This window comes from Ruegeria sp., assembly GCF_040830605.1.
Lineage (GTDB): Bacteria > Pseudomonadota > Alphaproteobacteria > Rhodobacterales > Rhodobacteraceae > Ruegeria.
This window is the reverse complement of sequence record NZ_JBFOMD010000004.1, coordinates 42,456-57,186: the sequence shown is the minus strand read 5'-3', so window position 1 is coordinate 57,186 and position 14,731 is coordinate 42,456. Positions and strand designations below refer to the sequence as shown.

Genomic DNA, 14,731 nt, shown 5'->3' with positions numbered 1-14,731 from the left:
GGAGACACCGATGCCCCTTCAGGACATCGCGGACGGTATTCAGACCGGCCTTGCAGGCAAAAACTTCGACGGATCGCTGAAATTCGACTGTGGCACGGACGGCGTCATCGTGCTGGCCGACAACGCCGCCTCAACCCGGGATCAGGACACCGACTGCACAATCCGCATCTCGACCGACAACCTGACCAAGCTGCTCACCGGCAAGCTCAACCCGATGACCGGGGTGATGATGGGCAAACTCAAGATCTCGGGCGACATGGGCGTGGCGATGAAGCTGGGGCAACTGCTCAAATAACCCCTTCTTCTGTTTGAAAATATCCCGGGGGAGTCGCCACAGGCGACAGGGGCAGCGCCCCCTGACCCGGTCAGAGCTTTACTGCCCGCATCTTCTCATAAAACGGCAGCGCCGCCTGCAGCACCGGCTGCAGATGCCCCGGCACCACCGGCAATGGCCCCTCAGGCCCCGCAAACCCGGTCGAGTTCCACACCGCGCCGTACCAATGCGCGGCCCAGACGCCGTCGTTTTTGTGCCCGCCCTTGGGCCAACTCAGCATATGCGGCGACCACGGCACGCCGATCGTGTCGCACAGCTTTTCCAACATCCCGCCCGGGTCCTCGCGGATATCGTGGCTGTCGATCACCACCGGATCGCCGCCCCAGCCCTGCACCTCGTCGAACAGCTCGACCTGCTGCCAGAACCCGATATCGTCCAGCGTCGGGTTTTCCCGCTTGGCGGCATAGCTCGCGATCACCCGCGCCGGGTGGCGGATCAGGAACACATTGCGCACCTGCCGCATCCAGTCGCGCGGCACGCCCGCAATCATGTGCTGAGTCATATGCTTCTGATACCAGAACGGCCGCGCCACCGGGTTGGGGCCAGCCAGACGCTCCGCCACCTCGGCCGGGTCCTGCGGCTGCGAGGCCAGGATCTCCTCGCGCAGCGGATGGTCCAGCCCGGTCATAGCCAGATAGGCGGCATAGAACGGCTCGTCGATCACGGCGCAATCGGTGCGGGCGCCAAAGGCGTACATCATCGCCGTCGACAGGTTGCGCGGCCCCGACCACATGGCGATCTTCATTTCGAAATCTCCTGCTGGATCAATGCCTTATATAAATTCCGGATACGCTCGGTCACCGGCCCCATCTGCCCGGTTCCGATCACCCGCCCATCAAGCTCGCTCACCGGCGTCTGCGCCCCGAATGTGCCGGTCAGAAACGCCTCATCCGCGCCATAGGTATCGACCAGAGAATAGTTTCGCTCGTAAACCGGAATGCCATCGGCCCGGCACAGGTCGATCACCTTCTGCCGCGTGATCCCGTTCATGCAGTAATCACCGGTCGAGGTCCAAACCTCGCCCTTGCGCACGATGAAGAAGTTGCAGGCATTGGTGGTGTTCACGAACCCGTTCACATCCAGCATCAGCGCCTCATCCGCCCCCGCCTTTTCGGCGGCGATACAGGCCAGGATGCAATTCAGCTTGGAATGCGAGTTCAGCTTGGGGTCCTGCGTCATCGGTAGCCCGCGCAGATGCGGCACCGTGGCCAGCCGGATCGGGCGTGGCAGTTTCGGCCGTGAATGCTCCATGATGATCACCATGGTGGGGCCGGACCGGCTGAGCGACGGGTGCTGGAACGGGCGCATCTTGACCCCGCGTGTCACCATCAGCCGGGCATGCGCATCGGTGGTCATGCCATTGGCCTCCTGCGTTGCCCGCAGCGCGTCGATCACCCCCTGCCGGTCCAGCCCGATATCCAGATCGATGGCCTTGGCCGCCTCGAACAGACGATCGATATGTTCGTCCAGAAACGCCCAGTGGCCGTCATAGAGGCGCAACCCCTCCCAAACGCCATCGCCCAGCATGAAGCCGCTGTCATAGACGCTGACCGTGGCTTGCACCTTGGGCACGATGCGGCCATCGACATAGATCAGGATGTCCTCGTTGCGCGCGTCATCCTCGGCCTGATGGGTGCTCATCTTGTCGGTCATCTGCTCCTCCTCTTGGCGCGCACGCTAATCCCGGTTTGAGACGTATCCAAGGGGTAAACTCCTCTCACCAGCGCGTGACATTTTGCGTCACCATCTTGCCCGGCGCGCGACCCGGGGGCAGCTTGTCCCCAAAGGAGGATCGCCATGACCCTGACCGATACGCTCAAACCCATCGCCCTTGCCGCCGCCATGACCCTAACCACCCTGATGCAGACCGGGTCTGCCCAGGCTGGCAGCCCGGAAACCCTGACCGTCGCGGGCGGCTGTTTCTGGTGCGTGGAATCCGATTTCGAAGGTGTGCCGGGTGTCCTCGGCGCGGTGTCGGGCTATACCGGCGGCAAAGTGGACAACCCGACCTACAAGCAGGTCTCGCGCGGCGGAACCGGCCATTACGAGGCGGTGCAGATCACTTTCGATCCCGACAAGGTCTCGCGCCAGCGGCTGCTGAACCTGTTCTTCCGCTCGGTCGATCCGACCGACGCGGGCGGTCAGTTCTGTGACCGGGGTGAGAGTTATCGGACCGCCATTTTCGTCTCTAACAAGGGCGAAAAGGCGATTGCCGAGCAGGCCAAGGCCAAAGCACAAGGCGATCTGGGCCAGAAAATCGTCACCCCGATCCTGAGCGCGGGCAAGTTCTATCCCGCCGAGGCCTATCACCAGGATTACTACAAGGGGGACAAGCTGATCCTGACCCGCTTCGGCCCCAAGCGTCAGGCCAGCGCCTACAAGGCCTATCGCAAGGCCTGTGGCCGCGACCAACGCGTGAAACAGCTCTGGGGTGACGCCGCACCCTTTGCGGGGAGTTAAAACCGGGCGCCCTGCACGTCTTTCAGATCCGGAATCACATCCGCCGTACCGTGCCGCGTGACCATGATGGCCGCGGCACGCATCGCTTGTGAAATCGCCTGCGCAATCGGCATCCCCCGGTCGATCCCCGCCAGCACATAGCCAGTGAACGTGTCACCCGCGCCAGTGGTATCGACCGCCTCGACTTTGAACGCCGGAAACTCCTGCGTCTCGCCTGATGCCGTGTCGAAATACCGCGCGCCCCGCGACCCCAGCGTGACGATCACCTGCGGCACCGGAAGCTGGCCGGGTGAAAGGCCGCTGGCCTGCTGCAACTGTTCGGCCTCGACCTCGTTTAGGATCAGGAAATCCAGATGCGGCAGCACCGCCTGCACCGCCTCCGCCTCAAAAGGTGCAGCGGCATAACAGACCTTCAGCCCCAGCTCTCGGCCCATCTGCGCGGCCTCGACCTGCGCATTGGTTTCGTTCTGCATCACCAGCAGATCGCCCGCCTGCGCCGAGGACAGCGCCTGCCCCAACTGATCCGCGCCAATGGCGTGGTTGGCACCAGGAAACAGCACGATCTGGTTCTCGCCACCGGCATCGACGGCGATGATCGCATGACCGGTTGGCACCTCGGCCTCAACGATATGACGGGTATCGACGCCATATTCGGTCAGCCGCTCCACCGCCCAGCGCCCCTCGGGCCCCACCGCACCGATATGGCAGACATGGGATCCCGCGCGCGCCGCCGCCACCGACATGTTGGCGCCCTTACCGCCCAGAAACTGCTCCAGCTTGGAGGCGGCCAGCGTCTCCCCCGGTCCGGGCAGGTGTGGCACCGCATAGACCATATCCGCGTTGATCGAGCCGAGGTTCCAGATCGCCATTTCCACTCCCTCGTTTAGGAATCGCAAAGAGAACATCTGCGAACGCATTTTATTCTCCGTCAAGAGAAAAGATTGTGGAAAGTAAAAAAGATTGTCGTTGACCACCGATAGTAGCCCACGTGATATTGTATGCACCTCTTTGGGACACCCAACAAGTTGCGCCCACGCATACAATGAATTCGAAAGCAACGATGCTTTCAATGTGGGCCAAGACAAACTTGGGGCGTCAACAAGAGGAGGATGCGATGCGCGTACATGTACGTGGATACCATCGTATTCGCTTTGGCAGGCAGGAGTGCGTTGCCGCGCACACCCGCCGCTGGCCAAAGCCGCAGCAGCTAAGATTGCCGCTGTAAGTGTTAGTTAGTCGCTAACTAGGAGGGTCGCCCAACGGCGGCCCTCACCTTTTAAGGTTATCCACTTATATAAGGATTAGCAAACGGAATCTCCTGTAAACTCATGGAATCCAAGAGAGAATCCAAAAACGATTCATTTTCCGATACTTATCCGATATCGCAGGAGGCCAGAATGGCCATGTTCAGGATGTCATTCGCGGTCGACACCGTCGAACAGATCTGAATCGGCTTGTCCACACCGGACAGGATCGGCCCGATCACCGTGGCGCCGCCCATCTCCTGCATCAGCTTGGTCGAGATACTGGCCGAGTGCCGCGCCGGCACGATCAGGATATTCGCCGGGCCGGTCAGACGGCAGAACGGATAGGCCTCTTGCTGGTCCACGTTCAGCGCCACATCCACGGTCATCTCGCCTTCGTATTCGAAATTGACGCCGCGCCGGTCCAGAACTTCGGGCGCCACATGCATCTTTTCGGCGCGTTCCGAGACCGGATAGCCGAAGGTCGAGAAGCTGACAAAGGCAACGCGTGGCTCGATCCCCATATGCTGCGCCACGGCGGCGGCACGTTCGGCGATATTGGCCAGATCGTTCTCGTCGGGCCATTCATGCACCAGCGTGTCGCCGATCAGCACGATCCGCCCCTTGTGCAGCAGCGCGGTGACCCCGGCGGCACCATGGGCGGCATCGGCGTCGAACACATGGTTGATCCGGTCCAGCACATGCGCCGATTTCCGGGTCGCACCCGTCACCAGACCGTCCGCATGCCCATGCGCCAGCATCAGGGCCGAGAACACGTGCCGGTCGCGCGCCGCCAGACGGTGCACATCCTTGCCGTCAAACCCCTTGCGCTGCAGGCGGCTGTACAGGAAATCCTTGTAGGTCTGCAGATGCTGGGTGTTGGCGGCATTCACCACCTCGATCTCGCGCACCGCATCGGCCAGACCGGCGGCTTCGAGCTTGGTTTTCACGTCATCCGGACGCCCCACCACCAGCGCCTTGCCAAAGCCCGAGCGCTGATACATCACCGCCGCGCGCAGCACGCGGGGATCGTCGCCCTCGGCAAAGATCATCCGGCTTTGCGCCGCCCGGGCGCGGGCATTGAGGCCCCGCAGGATCGACGCGGTCGGGTCCATGCGCGATTTCAGGCTCAGCTCATAGGCATCCATGTCGATGATCGGACGCCGCGCCGCACCGGTATCCATCCCGGCCCGCGCCACCGCAGGCGGAATGCGGTGGATCAGACGCGGATCGAACGGAGTCGGGATGATGTAGTCGCGGCCAAAGGTCAGGGTCTTGCCATAGGCCATCGCCACCTCGTCCGGCACATCCTCGCGCGCCAGCCGCGCCAGCGCATGGGCACAGGCGATCTTCATCTCGTCATTGATGGCCCGGGCGTGGATGTCGAGCGCACCCCGGAACAGGTAGGGGAAACCCAGAACGTTGTTGACCTGATTGGGATAATCGCTGCGACCGGTGGCCACGATCGCATCCACCCGCACCTCATGCGCCTCTTCCGGCGTGATCTCTGGATCGGGGTTGGCCATCGCAAAGATCACTGGGTTGTCGGCCATGCTGGCGACCATATCCTGCGTCACCGCACCCTTGACCGACACGCCCAGGAACACGTCTGCGTCTTTCATCGCCTCTTCCAGCGTGCGCAGCTCGGTCGAAATCGCATGGGCCGATTTCCACTGGTTCATGCCCTCGGTCCGGCCCTGATAGATCACGCCCTTGGTATCGCAGACAATACAATTCTCATGCCGCGCGCCCATCGCTTTCAGCAGTTCGATACAGGCAATCCCCGCCGCACCCGCCCCGTTCAGGACGATCTTCACATCCTCGATCTTCTTGCCCGAGATGTGCAGCGCATTGATCAGACCCGCCGCGCAGATCACCGCCGTACCATGCTGATCGTCGTGGAAGACCGGAATATCCATCTCTTCCTTCAGCCGCTGTTCGATGATGAAACACTCAGGCGCCTTGATGTCTTCCAGGTTGATGCCGCCAAAGGTCGGCCCCATCAGCCGCACAGCGCGGCAGAATTCATCCGGATCTTCGGTGTCCAGCTCGATATCGATCGAGTTCACGTCGGCGAACCGCTTGAACAGGACCGATTTCCCCTCCATCACTGGTTTTGAGCCCAGCGCACCCAGATTCCCAAGGCCCAGAACCGCCGTCCCATTCGAGATCACGGCGACAAGGTTGCCCTTGTTGGTATAGTCATAGGCCGTCTCGGGGCTGGCCGCGATGGCTTCGCACGGAACCGCCACGCCGGGGCTATAGGCCAGCGACAGATCGCGCTGGGTGGTCATGGGGACGGTGGCCTGCACCTCCCATTTGCCGGGGCTGGGTTCCAGGTGAAAGGCCAGCGCCTCTTCGTCGGTGATTTTCGCTTTGGGCATGGGATATGTCGTTTCTTTGCAGGTGCGGGGCTGTCGCCTCTTACCGCAGGCAACCGCAGGTCTCAACGGCAATGCGTTTTCACCTTTCGCCGCAGTCGGCGGATTTGTAAGGTCGCGACCGGAACCCGCCCGGAGATGCCCACCTTGTCCACAGTCACGCCGATGATGGCGCAATATCTCGACATCAAAGACGCCCATGCCGACGCCCTGCTGTTCTATCGCATGGGCGATTTCTACGAGATGTTCTTTGAGGATGCGGTGAACGCCGCCGAGGCGCTGGACATCGCGCTGACCAAACGCGGCAAGCACAACGGCAACGATATCCCGATGTGCGGTGTCCCGGTTCACGCCGCCGAGGGCTACCTGCTGACGCTGATCCGCAAGGGGTTTCGCGTGGCCGTGTGCGAACAGATGGAAAGCCCGGCGGAGGCCAAGAAAAGAGGCTCTAAATCTGTCGTAAAGCGCGATGTTGTGCGCCTGGTCACCCCCGGTACTCTGACCGAGGACGCGCTTTTGGAGGCGCGCCGGCACAACTTTCTGGCGGCCTACGCCGAGGTCCGGGATGAGGCCGCCCTTGCCTGGGCCGACATCTCGACCGGCGCGTTTCACGTGATGCCCGCGGCCCCCATCCGCCTTGGTCCGGAGCTTGCCCGGCTCGCCCCGTCCGAGCTGATCTTGGCCGACGGCACTGAGGCGAAACTGTCTGAACTCTCCACCGATCTCGGCGTCCCGATCACGCCGGTCGGCCGCGCCAGTTTCGACAGCACGGCGGGCGAAAAACGCATCTGTACCCTGTTCGGGGTCGGTGCGCTGGACGCGTTCGGCAGCTTCGACCGGGCCGAAGTGGCTGCCATGGGCGCGCTGATCGACTATCTGGAGATCACCCAAAAGGGCAAACTGCCGCTATTGCAAACCCCGCAAAAGGAATCCGAGGACCGTGTCGTCCAGATCGACGCCGCCACCCGCCGCAATCTGGAACTGACCCGGTCGCTGTCAGGCGGACGCGCGGGCTCGCTGCTGTCGGTGGTGGACCGGACCGTCACCCCCGGCGGCGCCCGGCTGCTGGAACAGCGCCTGTCCAGCCCCTCCCGCAGTCTCGACACCATCCACGCTCGCCATGACGCGGTGGCGTATTGCCTGGAACAAAGCCTGATCGCCACCGACCTGCGCGAGGCCCTGCGCAAGACCCCCGATCTGGACCGGGCTCTGTCCCGCCTGTCGCTGGACCGCGGCGGGCCCCGCGATCTGGCCGCAATCCGCAACGGTCTGGCCCAGGCCGCCGCCATCGCCGGGATCTGCGAGACCGAAGAGCTGCCGCCGCTTCTGGCCGAAGCGATGCGCAACCTTCTGGGCTTTGATGACCTTCTAAACCTGCTTGACGATGCGCTGGTTGCCGACCCGCCCCTGCTCGCCCGCGATGGCGGCTTCATCGCACCCGGCCATGACGCGGAACTGGACGAGGCGCGCACTCTGCGCGACGAAGGCCGCTCGGTCATCGCCGGGTTCCAGAAGAAGTATTCCGAGCACACCGGCATCGCCTCGCTGAAGATCAAGCACAACAACGTGTTGGGCTATTTCATCGAAACCACCGCCACCCACGCGGCCAAGATGCTGAACCCACCATTCAGCGAGACCTATATCCACCGCCAGACCACCGCCAATCAGGTGCGGTTCACCACCGTGGAACTCAGCGAGATCGAAACCCGCATCCTGAACGCCGGAAATCTGGCGCTTGAAATCGAAAAGCGGCTCTATTCCAGGCTTTCTGACGCAATTCTCGCCCAAGCCGCCCGCCTGAACGCCGCCGCACGCGGCCTTGCCGAACTGGACCTCGCCACCTCGCTCGCCGATCTGGCGCGCGGCGAGGCCTGGTGCCGCCCCACCGTCGATCAAACCCGCACATTCGCCATCGAAGGCGGCCGCCACCCGGTGGTCGAACACGCGCTGCGGCAGCAAAGCGGCGATACATTCATCGCCAATGATTGCGATCTCACCGCCGAGGACGGCGCCGCGATCTGGCTGCTCACCGGTCCCAACATGGCCGGTAAATCGACCTTCCTGCGCCAGAACGCCCTGATCGCACTCTTGGCGCAAATGGGCAGCTATGTTCCGGCGGAGCGCGCCCATATCGGTCTGGTCAGCCAGCTTTTCAGCCGCGTCGGCGCCTCGGACGATCTGGCGCGCGGACGCTCGACCTTCATGGTCGAGATGGTCGAAACCGCCGCCATCCTCAATCAGGCCGACGACCGCGCGCTGGTGATCCTCGATGAGATCGGACGCGGCACCGCCACCTATGACGGCCTCTCCATCGCCTGGGCCACGCTGGAACACCTGCACGCCTCGAACAAATGCCGCGCCCTGTTCGCCACCCATTACCACGAGCTCACCGCCCTGGCGGGCAATCTCGAAGGCGTCGACAACGCCACCGTGGCCGTCAAGGAATGGGAAGGCGAAGTGATCTTCCTGCACGAGGTGCGCAAGGGCGCGGCCGACCGCTCCTACGGTGTCCAGGTCGCCCAGCTCGCGGGCCTGCCGCCTTCGGTCGTCGAACGCGCCCGCGTCGTGCTGGACCAGTTGGAGAAAAGCGAACGCGAAGGCGGCAAGCAAAAGGCGTTGATAGACGACCTGCCGCTCTTCTCCGCAGCACCGCCCCCGCCACCGCCCGCCAAAACCTCACCCGTGGACGACATGCTCACGAAAATCCTGCCAGACGAGTTGACCCCCCGCGAAGCACTCGACTTGATCTACAAACTGAAAGAGGCGGCCAACACCTGACCGCCCCTTCACCTTTTCCCAAATACTCTCGCCGAAGGCACGCGCCGCAAGGCGCGTATCAGCTCGCCGGCGTCGACGAAACACCCACCTGCGCCGGGCGCAGCAGACGGTCGTGCAGCATGAAGCCCTCGGCGGATACCTGAATGATGTCGCCCGCCTTGGTGCCCGGCACCGGCGCCTCGAACATCGCCTCGTGCATCTGCGGGTCGAACCGGTCGCCCACCTGCGGCGAGACGATCTGAATACCGTGCTTCTGGAACACATCCCGCAGCGCCCGCATGGTCAGCTCGACGCCTTCGATCAAGGCGGATGCGACCTCTTTCTGCTCATCGGTCGCCGCCTCAAGCGCGCGTTTCATGTTGTCGTAAACCGGCAGCATGTCCCGGGCCAGGCGCGAGCCGCCATATTGCTCAGCATCCCGGCGCGCCTTCTCACCACGCTTGCGGGCGTTTTCGGCATCGGCCAGCGCGCGCATGAACTTGTCCTTCAGCTCATCCCGCTCGGCCCGCAGCGCATCCAGTTCCAGCGCCTCTTCGCTGATCTCGGCCAGTTCCTCGGCCAGCTCTTCCGCCTCGGCGGTGGCGATATCGTCCAGAAAATCTTCGTTCTTTGGCTCTGCCATGTCTCTACCTCTAACTCCGGTCGGAAATCAGCTTTCCGACCAGCTGCGCCGTGTAATCCACGATCGGCACGATCCGTCCGTAATTCAGGCGCGTCGGGCCGATCACGCCCACCGCGCCAATGATCTTTCGATCAGCGTTCATATATGGAGACACCACCAGAGAGGAACCCGAAAGTGAGAAAAGTTTGTTCTCTGAGCCGATAAAAATGCGCACACCCTCGCCATCTTCGGTCAGTTCCAGGAATTCCGCGATGTCGCGCTTGCGTTCAAGGTCGTCAAACAGGGTCCGGATACGCTCCAACTCCTCTTCCTGATCCGCCCCTTCCAGCAGATTCGCCCGGCCCCGCACGATCAGACGCGCCGAATCCTGCCCCTCGCCGTCCCAGATCGCCAGCCCGCTTTCCACCATCTCGCGGGCCAGCACGTCGATCTCCTGCCGCCGCGCCGCAATCTCGGCCTGAATAATCCGGCGCACTTCGCCCAGCGTGCGCCCTTCGATCAGCGCGTTCAGGAAGTTCGCCGCCTCGCGCATCGAGCTTGGCGTCTGCCCCGGCGGCGGCGTGAACAGCCGGTTTTCCACATGCCCGTCCGAGAACACCAGCACCACCAGCGCCCGGTCATGGCCCAGCGAGACGAACTCGATATGCTTGATCTCAGCCTCGTGCTTGGGCGTCAGCACCAGCGAGGCGCCATGCGTCACCCGGCTGAGCGCCGCACCCACCTTGTCGAGCATTCCGCCCACATCGCCCGCATTGGCCCCCAGGGTCGCGTCCAGCTTCTGCCGGTCATCCGCGTCCAAATCGCCAACCTCCAGCAGCCCGTCCACGAACATGCGCAACCCGGCCTGCGACGGGATACGGCCCGCGCTGATATGGGGGCTGTCCAGCAGGCCCAGAAACTCCAGATCCTGCATCACGTTGCGCACCGTGGCGGCGCTGACCTTTTCGGACAGGGTACGGGTCAGGGTGCGGCTGCCCACCGGCTCACCACTGTCCAGATAGCTTTCGACGATCAGCCGGAATACCTCGCGCGAGCGATGGTTCATTTCGTCCAGAATTTTACTCGCATCACTCATCGGCGTTCCCCGGCTGGCTCGTCATTAAATCCCAGATGCGCGAAAGGTCAATCGGGGTTGCATCGCCACGCCTGCGGACGGTATCCCCAACCCAGCAAACAAAGGATTTTTCATGCGACCCTCAGGACGTGATCTAAACGAAATGCGCCCGGTTTCAATCGAGACCGGCTTTACCAAACATGCCGAAGGTTCCTGCCTGATCAAGATGGGCGATACCCATGTGTTGTGTACCGCCACGATCGAGGACCGGGTGCCGCCCTTCATCAAGGGTTCGGGCCTGGGCTGGGTCACCGCCGAATACGGCATGCTGCCCCGCGCGACCAACACCCGGATGCGGCGCGAAGCCGCGAGCGGCAAACAAGGCGGGCGCACTGTGGAAATCCAGCGCCTGATCGGCCGCGCCCTGCGCGCCGGTGTCGACCGGGTTGCCTTGGGTGAGCGTCAGATCACCGTCGACTGCGACGTGATCCAGGCCGATGGCGGCACCCGCTGCGCCGCGATCACCGGCGGTTGGGTTGCGCTGCGGCTGGCGGTGAACAAGCTGATGAAAACCGGCGACGTCATTTCCGACCCGCTGGTCGATCCGGTCGCCGCCGTCTCCTGCGGCATCTATGCCGGCCAGCCGGTGCTGGATCTCGACTACCCCGAGGATAGCGAGGCCGGTGTGGACGGCAATTTCATCATGACCGGCTCGAAAAAGCTGATCGAGGTGCAGATGAGCGCCGAAGGCTCGGTGTTCAGCCGTGACCAGATGAACCAGCTACTGGATCTGGCCGAAAAAGGCGTTGGCGAGCTGGTCGCCGCGCAGCAGGCCGCCACCGCATGACGCGCAAGTTCGACGGCGATACGCTGCTGGTGGCGACCCACAACAAGGGCAAGTTGGAGGAGATGGAACATCTCCTCACCCCCTTTGGCGTCAAGGTCGTCGGCGCGGGTGAGATGGATTTGCCCGAACCGGAGGAAACCGAGGATACCTTCGTCGGCAATGCCCGCATCAAGGCCCATGCCGCGGCACAAGCCACCGGCCTGCCTGCGCTGTCGGACGATTCCGGCATTACTATCGACGCACTGAACGGCGCGCCGGGTGTCTACACCGCCGACTGGGCCGAAACCGGCAATGGCCGCGATTTCCTGATGGCGATGACCCGCGCACATGATGAGCTTGAGGCCGCAAACGCCCCTCATCCCCGCACTGCTCAGTTCCGCAGCACACTGGTTTTGGCCTGGCCCGACGGCCATGACGAAGTGTTCGAGGGCATCGCCCCCGGCCATCTGGTCTGGCCCATCCGTGGCGAAGGCGGTTTCGGCTATGACCCGATGTTTGTCCCCGATGGGTACGATATTACCTTTGCCGAGATGGACCGGTGGGAAAAGAACAAGATCAGCCATCGCGGTCGCGCGGTGGCGCAATTCGTAAAGGGCTGTTTTGGCGGATGACTGGCGCAACGGGGGCTTTGGCCTGTATGTGCATTGGCCGTTTTGCGAGGCCAAATGCCCCTATTGCGACTTCAACAGCCACGTCTCCCGTAATATTGATCAAAAACAATGGGTTAAGTCGTATCTAAGCGAGCTTGAGCGCTCCGCCGCCGAGACCCAGGGCCGGGTGCTGAACACCATCTTCTTCGGCGGCGGCACCCCCTCGCTGATGGCGCCCGACACCGTCGCCGCCGTGATCGACGCCGCCCGATCCCTCTGGCGGCCCGCCAACGACATGGAAATCACGCTTGAGGCCAATCCCGGCTCGGTCGAGGCTGGCCGGTTCGCCGCCTATCGCGACGCCGGGGTCAACCGCGTCTCGATGGGGATACAGGCGCTGAACGACGAGGATCTGCGCCGTCTGGGCCGTATCCACACCGTGGCCGAGGCGCGCGCCGCCTTCGGCATCGCCCGCACCTGCTTTGAGCGGGTCAGTTTCGACTTGATCTATGCCCGCCAGCACCAGACGCTCGACGCCTGGCGCGCCGAACTGACCGAAGCGCTGGCGATGGCGATCGACCACCTGTCGCTCTACCAGCTCACCATCGAGGACGGCACCGCCTTTGGCGACCGCTACGCCCGGGGCAAGTTGCGCGGGCTGCCCGAGGATGACAACGCCGCCGACATGTATCTGGCCACGCAAGAGATCTGCGATGCCCATGGCATGCCCGCCTACGAGGTGTCGAACCACGCGCGGCAAGACGCCGAATCCCGCCATAACCTGATCTATTGGCGCTACGGCGACTATGTGGGCATCGGCCCGGGCGCCCATGGCCGCGTGACCATCGAGGGCCGGAAATACGCCACCGAGTCCCACCTCGCGCCGGGCACATGGCTGCAAGCGGCGGCCAGCGGATCGGGCGAGTCCTTCCGCACCCAGGTATCCCGGCATGAACAGGCCAGCGAATACCTCATGATGTGTTTGCGCATCGCCGAAGGACTAGATATAGCGCGCTTTGAGCAACTTGCAGGCCACCCCTTGCCCTCGGACAAACTCCGCTATCTAACTGATCTGGGCATGATCGAAACCGATCAGGGCAGATTGAAAGCAACCACCGATGGCCGCGCCGTTCTGAACGCCGTCATCCGCGAATTGTTGACGGGCTGAGGGATGCAGTACATCTGGGCAGGACTGGGATTGCTCTGCATCGCGCTGGCCATGGTCGGCGTCGTGCTGCCGCTGCTGCCCACCGTGCCCTTCCTGCTTCTGGCCGCGTTCTTCTTCGCCCGCTCTTCCGAGCGCCTGCACACCTGGCTGCTGAGCCACCGTACCTTCGGCCCACTGATCGACGACTGGCATAGCTCGGGCGCCATCCGTCCGGTCGCAAAAAAGGCGGCAACCCTGTCGATTGCCGCCGTGTTCGCACTGTCCTTCATCTTTGCCGCGCCAACCCATGTCCTGATCATTCAGGCCATCGTGCTGGGCTGCGTCATGATCTTTATCTGGACCCGCCCTAACGGCTGAGCTTGGCGCACAGATCGTCAAGCTGGTCGAGATTTTCGTAGGTCAGTACCACCTGCCCGGATTCGGTGCCCGGCTTGTGATTGATCGCCACCTTCATCGCCAGAATCGCCGACAGGTCCTTTTCCAGCGCCCGGGTGTCGGCATCCTTGCCCGCGCCATTGTTGCTGGAACGCGGCGCGGCCTGAATGTTGGCACCCTGCTGCTGCTTTTTGACCAGAGCCTCGGTCGCGCGCACCGACAACCCGTCACGCACCACGATCCGCGCCAGCTCCGACGGGTTCTCCGCGGTGATCAGCGCGCGCGCATGCCCGGCCGAGAGTTTCCCTTCAACCACGTAAGCCTGCACATCAGTCGGCAGCGACAGCAACCGCAGCAGGTTGGCAATATGACTGCGGCTCTTGCCCAACGCCTCGGCCAGCTTCTCCTGCGTATGCCCGAACCGCTCCATCAACTGGCGATATCCCGCCGCCTCTTCCACCGCGTTCAGATCGGCGCGCTGGATATTCTCGATGATCGCAACTTCCAGCACCTCGGTGTCATCGAAATCGCGCACCAGCACCGGAATCTCATGCAGCTGCGCCATCTGCGCCGCGCGCCAGCGGCGTTCACCGGCCACGATTTCATACTGATCGGCACCGTTTGCCCGCACGATCAGCGGCTGAATGATCCCCTTCTCCTTGATCGACGCCGCCAGTTCATCCAGCTGATCCGGCGAGAATGTACGGCGCGGCTGATTGGGATTAGCCTTCAGCTTTTCGATGGGAATCATCATGTCCGGACGGCGCGGACCGGGGACGACAACCCCATCCGACTCCTGCGTGACATCCGCCATCAGCGCGGACAGACCCCGGCCCAGCCCTCTCGGCTTGCTTTTCCTGACGCTCACCATGCCCTCC

The 14,731-nt window shown here is 63.0% G+C and carries 14 protein-coding genes; 7 read left to right on the top strand and 7 right to left on the bottom strand.

Features of this window, described 5'->3' with window-relative positions; translation table 11 throughout:
• Positions 1–10: 10 nt before the first annotated feature.
• Complete coding sequence (locus AB3N21_RS07010; protein ID WP_171175228.1) at positions 11–295, top strand: SCP2 sterol-binding domain-containing protein; 285 nt, start codon at positions 11–13, stop codon at positions 293–295.
• A gap of 70 nt (positions 296–365) precedes the next feature.
• Here the strand turns inward: AB3N21_RS07010 and AB3N21_RS07005 are convergent, their stop codons facing one another.
• On the bottom strand, positions 366–1,079 hold the full coding sequence (locus AB3N21_RS07005) for an HAD family hydrolase (RefSeq protein WP_367934553.1): 714 nt from the start codon (positions 1,077–1,079) through the stop codon (positions 366–368).
• Complete coding sequence (locus AB3N21_RS07000) at positions 1,076–1,987, bottom strand: D-amino acid aminotransferase (protein ID WP_367934552.1); 912 nt, start codon at positions 1,985–1,987, stop codon at positions 1,076–1,078. Before AB3N21_RS07000 ends, AB3N21_RS07005 begins: the two co-directional genes overlap by 4 nt.
• 144 nt (positions 1,988–2,131) lie before the next feature.
• Here AB3N21_RS07000 and msrA point away from each other — a divergent pair, with 144 nt between their 5' ends.
• On the top strand, positions 2,132–2,794 hold the full coding sequence (gene msrA / locus AB3N21_RS06995; protein ID WP_367934551.1) for a peptide-methionine (S)-S-oxide reductase MsrA: 663 nt from the start codon (positions 2,132–2,134) through the stop codon (positions 2,792–2,794).
• Here the strand turns inward: msrA and AB3N21_RS06990 are convergent.
• Together AB3N21_RS06990 and AB3N21_RS06985 are read right to left on the bottom strand one after the other, a co-directional pair.
• Complete coding sequence (locus tag AB3N21_RS06990) at positions 2,791–3,663, bottom strand: ribokinase (RefSeq protein WP_367934550.1); 873 nt, start codon at positions 3,661–3,663, stop codon at positions 2,791–2,793. The two genes, msrA and AB3N21_RS06990, sit on opposite strands and share 4 nt — an antisense overlap.
• A 503-nt stretch (positions 3,664–4,166) precedes the next feature.
• Positions 4,167–6,422 (bottom strand): NADP-dependent malic enzyme, encoded by a 2,256-nt coding sequence (locus tag AB3N21_RS06985; RefSeq protein ID WP_367934549.1) that lies wholly within the window; start codon positions 6,420–6,422, stop codon positions 4,167–4,169.
• A gap of 162 nt (positions 6,423–6,584) precedes the next feature.
• Here AB3N21_RS06985 and mutS point away from each other — a divergent pair, with 162 nt between their 5' ends.
• Positions 6,585–9,197: a DNA mismatch repair protein MutS gene (gene mutS / locus AB3N21_RS06980; protein WP_367935061.1), complete on the top strand. Its 2,613-nt coding sequence runs from the start codon at positions 6,585–6,587 to the stop codon at positions 9,195–9,197.
• 58 nt (positions 9,198–9,255) lie between these two features.
• Here the strand turns inward: mutS and AB3N21_RS06975 are convergent, their stop codons facing one another.
• Both AB3N21_RS06975 and hrcA read right to left on the bottom strand, forming a co-directional pair.
• Complete coding sequence (locus tag AB3N21_RS06975; protein WP_367934548.1) at positions 9,256–9,819, bottom strand: nucleotide exchange factor GrpE; 564 nt, start codon at positions 9,817–9,819, stop codon at positions 9,256–9,258.
• A gap of 10 nt (positions 9,820–9,829) precedes the next feature.
• Positions 9,830–10,894 carry a heat-inducible transcriptional repressor HrcA gene (gene hrcA / locus AB3N21_RS06970; protein ID WP_367934547.1) on the bottom strand — a complete coding sequence of 355 codons (1,065 nt, stop codon included), beginning with the start codon at positions 10,892–10,894 and terminating at the stop codon, positions 9,830–9,832.
• Positions 10,895–11,006: 112 nt separating this feature from the next.
• Here hrcA and rph point away from each other — a divergent pair, with 112 nt between their 5' ends.
• From rph to AB3N21_RS06950, 4 genes are read left to right on the top strand one after another with little or no spacing between them, the layout of a single operon-like run.
• Complete coding sequence (rph, locus tag AB3N21_RS06965) at positions 11,007–11,720, top strand: ribonuclease PH (RefSeq protein ID WP_171175212.1); 714 nt, start codon at positions 11,007–11,009, stop codon at positions 11,718–11,720.
• Complete coding sequence (gene rdgB, locus AB3N21_RS06960) at positions 11,717–12,331, top strand: RdgB/HAM1 family non-canonical purine NTP pyrophosphatase (RefSeq protein ID WP_367934546.1); 615 nt, start codon at positions 11,717–11,719, stop codon at positions 12,329–12,331. Before rph ends, rdgB begins: the two co-directional genes overlap by 4 nt.
• Positions 12,321–13,478 carry a radical SAM family heme chaperone HemW gene (gene hemW, locus AB3N21_RS06955; protein ID WP_367934545.1) on the top strand — a complete coding sequence of 386 codons (1,158 nt, stop codon included), beginning with the start codon at positions 12,321–12,323 and terminating at the stop codon, positions 13,476–13,478. Before rdgB ends, hemW begins: the two co-directional genes overlap by 11 nt.
• A gap of 3 nt (positions 13,479–13,481) precedes the next feature.
• Positions 13,482–13,835 (top strand): YbaN family protein, encoded by a 354-nt coding sequence (locus tag AB3N21_RS06950; RefSeq protein ID WP_367934544.1) that lies wholly within the window; start codon positions 13,482–13,484, stop codon positions 13,833–13,835.
• Here AB3N21_RS06950 and AB3N21_RS06945 read toward each other — a convergent pair.
• Positions 13,825–14,721 carry a ParB/RepB/Spo0J family partition protein gene (locus AB3N21_RS06945; protein WP_171175203.1) on the bottom strand — a complete coding sequence of 299 codons (897 nt, stop codon included), beginning with the start codon at positions 14,719–14,721 and terminating at the stop codon, positions 13,825–13,827. The genes AB3N21_RS06950 and AB3N21_RS06945 overlap by 11 nt on opposite strands.
• Positions 14,722–14,731 lie beyond the last annotated feature (10 nt).